Raw genomic sequence first — 7,207 nt, 5'->3', positions numbered from 1 at the left:
CGTGACGAACTCCCATGTCCGCTTTGTTTGTTACAGCGTGCTGGTTTTTTGCTCGTTGGTGCCGGATTTCTCTTCAATATCCGCTTCGGATCTTCTCGACGGCATATCGGAATGGCGCTTATAGGATGCGTGGTAACCGGGCTGGTCGCGATACGTCAGGTATTTTTGCATATCCTACCGAATGCGACTGGATATGGTGATCGCTTATTTGGTTTGCATCTCTACACATGGACATTAATCGCAGCGGTCTGCGCTACTTTGTGCATTGCCTTAATGCTGATGCAACCAAAATGTCGGACGGTCGCGAAAACACGTAAGGCGAGGTCTATACGTAAATTTGTGGTCGGATTATTTGCTGTTGTGGTTGTGGCCAATCTTATGTCCACGCTACTGGAATGTGGCGTTCATCAATGTGCCGATAATCCGATCGCGTACCAATGGCCGCTCACGTTGTGAAAAGCACAGTAGACGTCTTTCAGCAAGCTGCGGATGTTGACTGCTGCAACGCGAGATTGTAAAACGCAATGGCCTGCAGCCTCAAATTCTGAACTTTTCCGAAAAGCGGACACAGTCAATGAATAATACGACAGGTTATCCGAAAATGCCGAAACTTTCTTCGACCGAGTTTGTCGGCATGCTGCGTGGAAACGAATCGGTGCAACCTGGAACGATCACATCGGGCACGATACCTTCCAACTCGGATAACCGATTTCTCCAAGAGATCACGGCCGCTCGCAATGTCGGTCGACACGATATCGCGTCGCATGGTGCGGTGACGCGTGGTAACTGGAAAACCGAAGGTTTATTGCGAGGGTTGATGTTATGTTCCAGCAGAGGAGCGCAGCATCGCACCGACATGAATAGCGACACCGCGTCCGGCTTCGGGACCGGCTTGGATAATGATATGTCTTGTCGCTGGCAGATGAAGAATGCGGGAGGTATCCGACCTGACGTAGCGACGATGATGACCGTGCCATTTGGGCCGGAGGCGGTATCATATAAATCAGAATTAGATGCCACGCCATCCCACAATGTCGCTATTTCGGTGTCTGAAGCGATATCTGATTCGTTGCGAGCCATCGATCTAAGCGAAAAAAGCAACCAAACGGGACGCACGAAACGCGCCGAGAAGCATTCTCTTTCCGGTATTTGTTCGCTACCCGACGAACAAATTGGAGATCCTTTGGTTCAGGCGCAAATACAAGATATATGGAACTTCCTAATTAGCCGAGAGCCCGCGACGCGAAACCTGCAGTACGACCACAATGAGTATGACCGTGTTCTGCTACTAAATTATGCTGTAGGCTATTTTTCGGAAAAACCAAAACGAGCTAAAGGGTTATTTCGACGCCTGGCACGACTATCTGGCGACTATGGAGGAGAAAAAGAAGACAAAGTATCCGAGAAGCAATACACAACCTATTTAGGGAAATGGTTCGCGACGCGTTTTTTAGGCATGACCCCTGCAAGTTACGTGGGGATGCTGCTTCAGAAAGAAGGCGCATCGATAGGTGCTGCGTCGAACGCCGCACAACATAACACGGTAGCGGCAATACGCCGTCATTTTGATCTCGCATTAGATTGCACATCATCTCAGAAATTTGGTTTGTCTACTCAAGCGCGTGCTTACTTACGTGAACGCGTGCTTCTCCATGCACTTCCCGGAATCTTTTGGCAACCGAGCGACGATGACTTGTTTGCAAGTATGCTGGTTGGAAGTTTGCCGTGGGGAGAAATTCAGGCTGGTGTAGGCTGGGCCATGGACCTTGGTATCGATACTTCCGAGTGGCAGGTCAATACGGCACGCGAGTTCGGGCAACTTTTATACGTATTGGTTCGGGAGTCGGCCGCACCCGCTTCTTGGTTCCAATACTTTGCCTTACCTGCGACTCTGGTAGGACTGAAAAAGCACGGTAACCAGACGTCGGCAACACTAACGGTTCAACGCGACGACCTGGGCGTGGTGACACATGAGGGTGGCAAGCTTGCCGAAGACTTTTTTCGCTACCAAGTCGCGTTCGAGTCAGCATATGAGCGTGATGACATGCTTGAGCAATATCACGTGGCGATAGATGGTTACCAGACGCGACCACAGTTGGCCGAATCATTACTGCGAAAGCGTTGTCCGGGTCTGAGCGACTTTGAGAAACAGGCACGAGGATATCTCACCGCGGAGCGTGCCTATTGTGTCGATCTCCCGAAAGACTGGCGTTGGCACGATCCGGCAGTCGGACGCTTCCGTGACCCACGCGTCGGTGGATTTTCGTTGCCGATCGTAAATGACGCATTTTTGGAGCAAAACAAGCGTATTGGCCGCCTGGCGGCCGACGCGCTTAGGATGGTATTTCCCTTTTTATTTGCGCAACTTTCGTTACAAGAACATACGTTCCTCGTCAGCGCCGATGTATACCCTGCATCAGCTTATTTCTCTGCCCGCGACGCCATCCGTCATACGGCAGTCGCTGGTAACCCGGCAGCGATACGCGGCTTAACAACGCACCTACCCGAGGCCGTTTCCTTGTTTATGGCACGCTATGATGGGGACGAACGAATTTATGCGTTGTTTAAGAACACCGATGCTGAAGTGGCCCAGGTGGCCCGGGTGGATAGAAACAGTACGTTCTATCATGAAAAATTGACCGAATTAACGGGCATGGTATTGTCCTTTGATCCAGACTATAAACTGTACATCAACCCTGTACGGAAGCTTCTCAAATCCCGCGATGAAGATATATCTATGCTTTATTCGCGCGCTGCCCAGGCGCATAGCGAAAAGCTTGAGAAAGCGTTATATCAATATGGCTATCAAGCGACACGGTCTGAACGGATCTGGGAATGGATTAAAGATCTGCTTCCTTTCTATCGATGTGCCACGGGAATTCCCAATTTTGACGAGCGCGTTGCAATCGCTTGCTTAACTGACGCGCTGACGCTGCTACCACCTGCAGGTCGCGCACTGGCGCTAAGCACGAGAATCGCTGAAATGATGACGTTTTCCGCACTCTCGTCCTGGCGCAGCGTCTTGGCAAAGGCTACGTTGCGCACCGCATTGATGGAGGCCGCCCGTACGTTGCCTTATTCCGCTCACGTTGCCCATGCGACAGTACTTAAGAACGCTGACTTCGCGCGCATTGCTGCCGACGCGGTACGCGCATTTGATCCAGGTGTGGAAGTTCTTGGAACACTTGGCATGACAGGTATCGGGCGTTTGCGCCGCATGATCGCCTGGTTGAGTGATCTCTATCCTGCAAGTCGCCATATCATCGAGAAAATGCCGCACTGGCTGTCTCGTATCGCCTCAGCGACGCATGCCGCTGAAAGTTCGTTGGCGTTGAACGTTCCAGTCGCGCCAGGTGCGCTTGTCAAAGGGCGACTTCCCGGAAGCGATACCTTGGTAGACCTTGTGAAAGTCGAGGAGAGATTCGGTCAAGGTGTTTATGTATGCGTCGCCAGATCTACAGGAGAACGCTATGGGAAAAGATATTACCTAGATAGCGACGGCAACTTAACCCCGGTAGGGGTGTCACTCGCGGTGCGTATGAAAATCGTACGTACGCAAGGCCTCGCAGGGAAAGGGGCGATCGATGCTGGCCGCCAAATGGCTAGGCGGACGAAACCCTGCGATGACGTTACGTCATCCCAAGCGACATTCATGCATTTATCACGGGATGAGCTTGAACCTATATTTTTTCATTGCGACCTGGTCGGACTCGCATCGATGGCACAGGTCACCGCGCTGGGCCGAGAGGTTGCGTTCAGCACGTTTCAGCGAGCCTGGCCACATGAATTACAAATTCGGAAGCTGATCGAGGCCGTCAGTGCGGATGAGCCAGGCGCCATTCGATTCGCCGGCGAAGCAGGACTGACGATGGACAATATATTCATCCACGATCGAAGCTTGTTGTCGGAAGCAATGCACCATAAATTACACCAGAAGACGTACGAAGCGCTGTTGCAAATGACACAGCAGGTCAATGGTCAAATAATCAGATTGTCCGACGGAATGTCGCGTAAACTGGATGTGTTGGAAGCGGCCATCCAACTGGGAAATCCTGCAGCAGTCGCTGCAATCCTACGAGAGCCGCGATATCAGTTGCCAGCGGAAGATGGTGGTGGCGTATCTTACGTTGTCGCAGCTATACGCTGTGAAAAAATGCCTGTATTACGTGCTTTGGTACGCTCAGGCAGGGTGGATATCAATAAATCAGTATTTGGTTCAGTACCCTTGCGGCATGAAATGGTTCGGCCTGGAAATAGTCTGACGATGGTGCGCTATATGCTTTCTCTACCGCATATCGACTTGAATGCAGAAGGCGTGCTGAGTGGATTCGGGCCGGTTAGCGCTGAAAAATATCGAGAGGTAATGCGGGATCCACGAGCGCGGCTCAATGAAGTCCATGGCATCGCGACACAATACACCGCTTTGACTAGCGCTATAGAATGGGCCATGCATAGCGGGGATCGTCGAGTATTCAATCTTTTGATCGCTGATTCGAGAATTAATGTAAACGTCAAAGTACGTTCCGATCGGGGCGCTTATGAAACCGCTTGCGATGTAGCACGCCGCGATCACGCTGGATACGCTCGTGCACATCCAGGGTTCAAAAACGATATCGTCCTGGCCATTCAAGCGCATCCTTCATACCAATCAAGACGGAAATGCATTGTCTCTTAGCGTCACTTACGGTTCCTCCGGGAACGTGGCATGTCTGAAGGCGCTCATCGAATCTGGCCGTTTTGATGTTGACAGAATATATCGTGGGTAATCTGTATTACGCTGCGCCTTGTGTCGGCCCGGACCAAACCTGAAAGTGCTGCAATACCTTCTCTCGTTTCAGGATATCAATGTCCATACGGGCGATCTGCCGGAGGTACCTTATGGTGTTGACCCGGAGAAATACCGATTCTATTTGACTGATCTAAGGGTTGACATCAATCGCGTATGTGCGGTATCTGGTCATCCTTCGGAGCGAACCGCACTCAGCACCGAAATCAAATTTGCTTTCCTTTACAACGAGTATAGGATATTTGATATTATCGTCAGTGATGCACGGTTTGGCGTGAGAGGGCGTTGTGTAAGATTTGGCGACAGTTATCTTTCCGCCGAAGCAATGCTCAAGCAAATCAGCCTGTCTGCCTATTCGACTGAAATGCAGAAAATGATCGTGTAATTGTAGAAGAGCCTCGATGCACACCATGGTAATCACAAAAAAAATAATTACTCGTCGATATTCTGACGATGATCAATTCGTCTAGAACATCAGTACACGCTCTAGACGAATTGATAATGTTAAAACTGTAGTGACTTTTGCTCCGCTTCAAGAAGCGCCGTGATGGTGGAACTCATCACCCGGACAAGATCATCAAACGTCGTGTTCATTTTTGAAAATTTTTCAGCGATACTCTGAGATAGATTTTGTACATTGTCTTTTTGGCTGGAGAAACCGGAATACCAAGCGTTGTATTGCGTGACGCTGATATCGCCATCAGAGTAATTCGCAAGTGAGTCGTGCATACCTTGAAGGTTCGTAAGGTCAAGTGTCAACGTAGTGGTGCCATCCGGGTTCGAAGTAGCCTTGAAGTTCCCTTTCAGCTCGCTCGACCAATCAGAGGATGACAAGACTGCCGTCCCGGGCAGCGTGATCGACCAGCCGGATAGTGTGTTCAATTTTGCCTGAATGTCGTCGCGCAACTCGTTTGCTTTGAATGTTACCTTCGATCCATCATCTGAGGCGGTAACATAGCTCGAAAGATCAGACATCACATCGGTGACTGCCTGAGTGTAGTTCATGTATTCGCTGACGAGCTGTCCATATGGGTCGATAATTGCTTCTTTTGCTTCACTGATCGATGTCTTCAACCCGCCATATTGAGCGACATCCGATTTTTGAAGCTCGTCCATACGTGCCATCGCTTGATCTACAGCGCTCTCTCCAGAAACGAGCGATTGGATTGTGTATTGTGTGACGTTCTTCATCCAATCGGTGTTGTAGTTGCTCCAAATCCAAGCTCCCGCGTCCCCATGAGGCGCTATTTTAACTTTAGTCAGATTGTCAGAGTCACACGATTCAGATTCACCATTGTTATGCCAAGTAGTAAAGAATGTCTTGCAGTGCTCTATCATTGACGTGAATCCATCTGCCGGCGTTACAAAATAACCGCCTGCTGGATCTGCTTTTATAATATAAAAATTAGCCTCATTAGGTGGAATGACGCTGACATGCGCTGGCATATTAGCATAGGATGCTTCCATCTCTTTAAACGCGGCATAGGCGACATCGTAAGTAGGTCCGTCTTTTCCTCCCCGCTGCGATTTCGTCGCGGTAGCCGACCAAAGCGTTGTCGCTGCGTCATAATCTTGTTTCTGACGATCGCAAAATGCTTGATCATCCATAAAATCTTGAATGACACCGGCATTGAAGCGATAGACTTGATATTGCCCCTTGTTAGGCAAATCTATATTGCTGACAGACATTGCATTTCCCAGCGCCAGCATGGCGTAAGACGGATCGATTCCCGAGTTGAGGACAAAATTTTGCGAGCCGTATTCATCCATAAATGTTTTGGTCTTCGTCTCACAATCCGAAGGGTCGGTCGCGTAATTCTGCTTTATATAGTCTGTCAGCGATTTGTATTCGGTAGCGTAGGTAGCGTAATAAGCTTTGAGTTCATCGAGAGAATAAATCGTAATGGCATCCACAGCGGCTGGGGTGCTTGTATCCGGATCATCTGATGAACTGACTTTTGATGAAGTCTCTGTAGATTTCGTGGACTGTGCCGAAGATGTATCCGTCACGGCTAGCACTGCTGAAGTGGACCTGCACAAAGGGTGTGCTGTGTTGTCTGTCGACGATAATCCAGCTTGCTTGAGGAGCGCGTTGAGCCGCGTTACAGCTTGCGTCTGAAGCGTATGATGCGCTTGTAAGGCAAGCGAAACATTGGCGGTTTCACCACCTCCAACTGCCGATAGCACACGGTTCATGCGACCGCGCGCGACGGACAATTGTTCGTTTCCAGTGTCTGTGATAAGCGCGGGCGGCATGCCGTACAAGCCGCTGCGTTGCATGCCTTTGACGATACGGGATACCATTTTTCCTGGAAGTGCTGTTGAATCGAATGCAACCCCGTTATGTGATGCAGTTTCGTATGATGGAGATGTGTTCGTATAGGTCGGTCTAGAAGCCGCCGCCTCCCGAGTTGCTGGATT

Annotated in this window: 4 protein-coding genes; 3 read left to right on the top strand and 1 reads right to left on the bottom strand. The window is 50.0% G+C overall.

The genetic code is table 11. The annotated features are described in order from the left end of the window. The 3 genes from WM40_RS29190 to WM40_RS25210 all read left to right on the top strand — a co-directional run. Positions 1–456, top strand: a 456-nt coding sequence (locus tag WM40_RS29190; protein ID WP_157685998.1) for a disulfide bond formation protein B, incomplete at its 5' end; no start/stop codon positions are given. Between the two features lie 118 nt (positions 457–574). Continuing rightward, on the top strand, positions 575–4,675 hold the full coding sequence (locus WM40_RS25215) for a hypothetical protein (protein ID WP_046154366.1): 4,101 nt from the start codon (positions 575–577) through the stop codon (positions 4,673–4,675). 136 nt (positions 4,676–4,811) lie between these two features. Continuing rightward, complete coding sequence (locus WM40_RS25210) at positions 4,812–5,171, top strand: hypothetical protein (protein WP_024902837.1); 360 nt, start codon at positions 4,812–4,814, stop codon at positions 5,169–5,171. Between the two features lie 119 nt (positions 5,172–5,290). On the opposite strand, the gene WM40_RS25205 is transcribed toward WM40_RS25210, so the two are convergent. Further along, positions 5,291–7,207, bottom strand: a 1,917-nt coding sequence (locus tag WM40_RS25205) for an IpaD/SipD/SspD family type III secretion system needle tip protein (protein WP_157685996.1), incomplete at its 5' end; no start/stop codon positions are given.

The organism is Robbsia andropogonis, assembly GCF_000970345.1.
GTDB lineage: Bacteria > Pseudomonadota > Gammaproteobacteria > Burkholderiales > Burkholderiaceae > Robbsia > Robbsia andropogonis.
The sequence above is the reverse complement of the archived record's forward strand: the minus strand, read 5'-3'. Positions and strand labels throughout refer to the sequence as shown.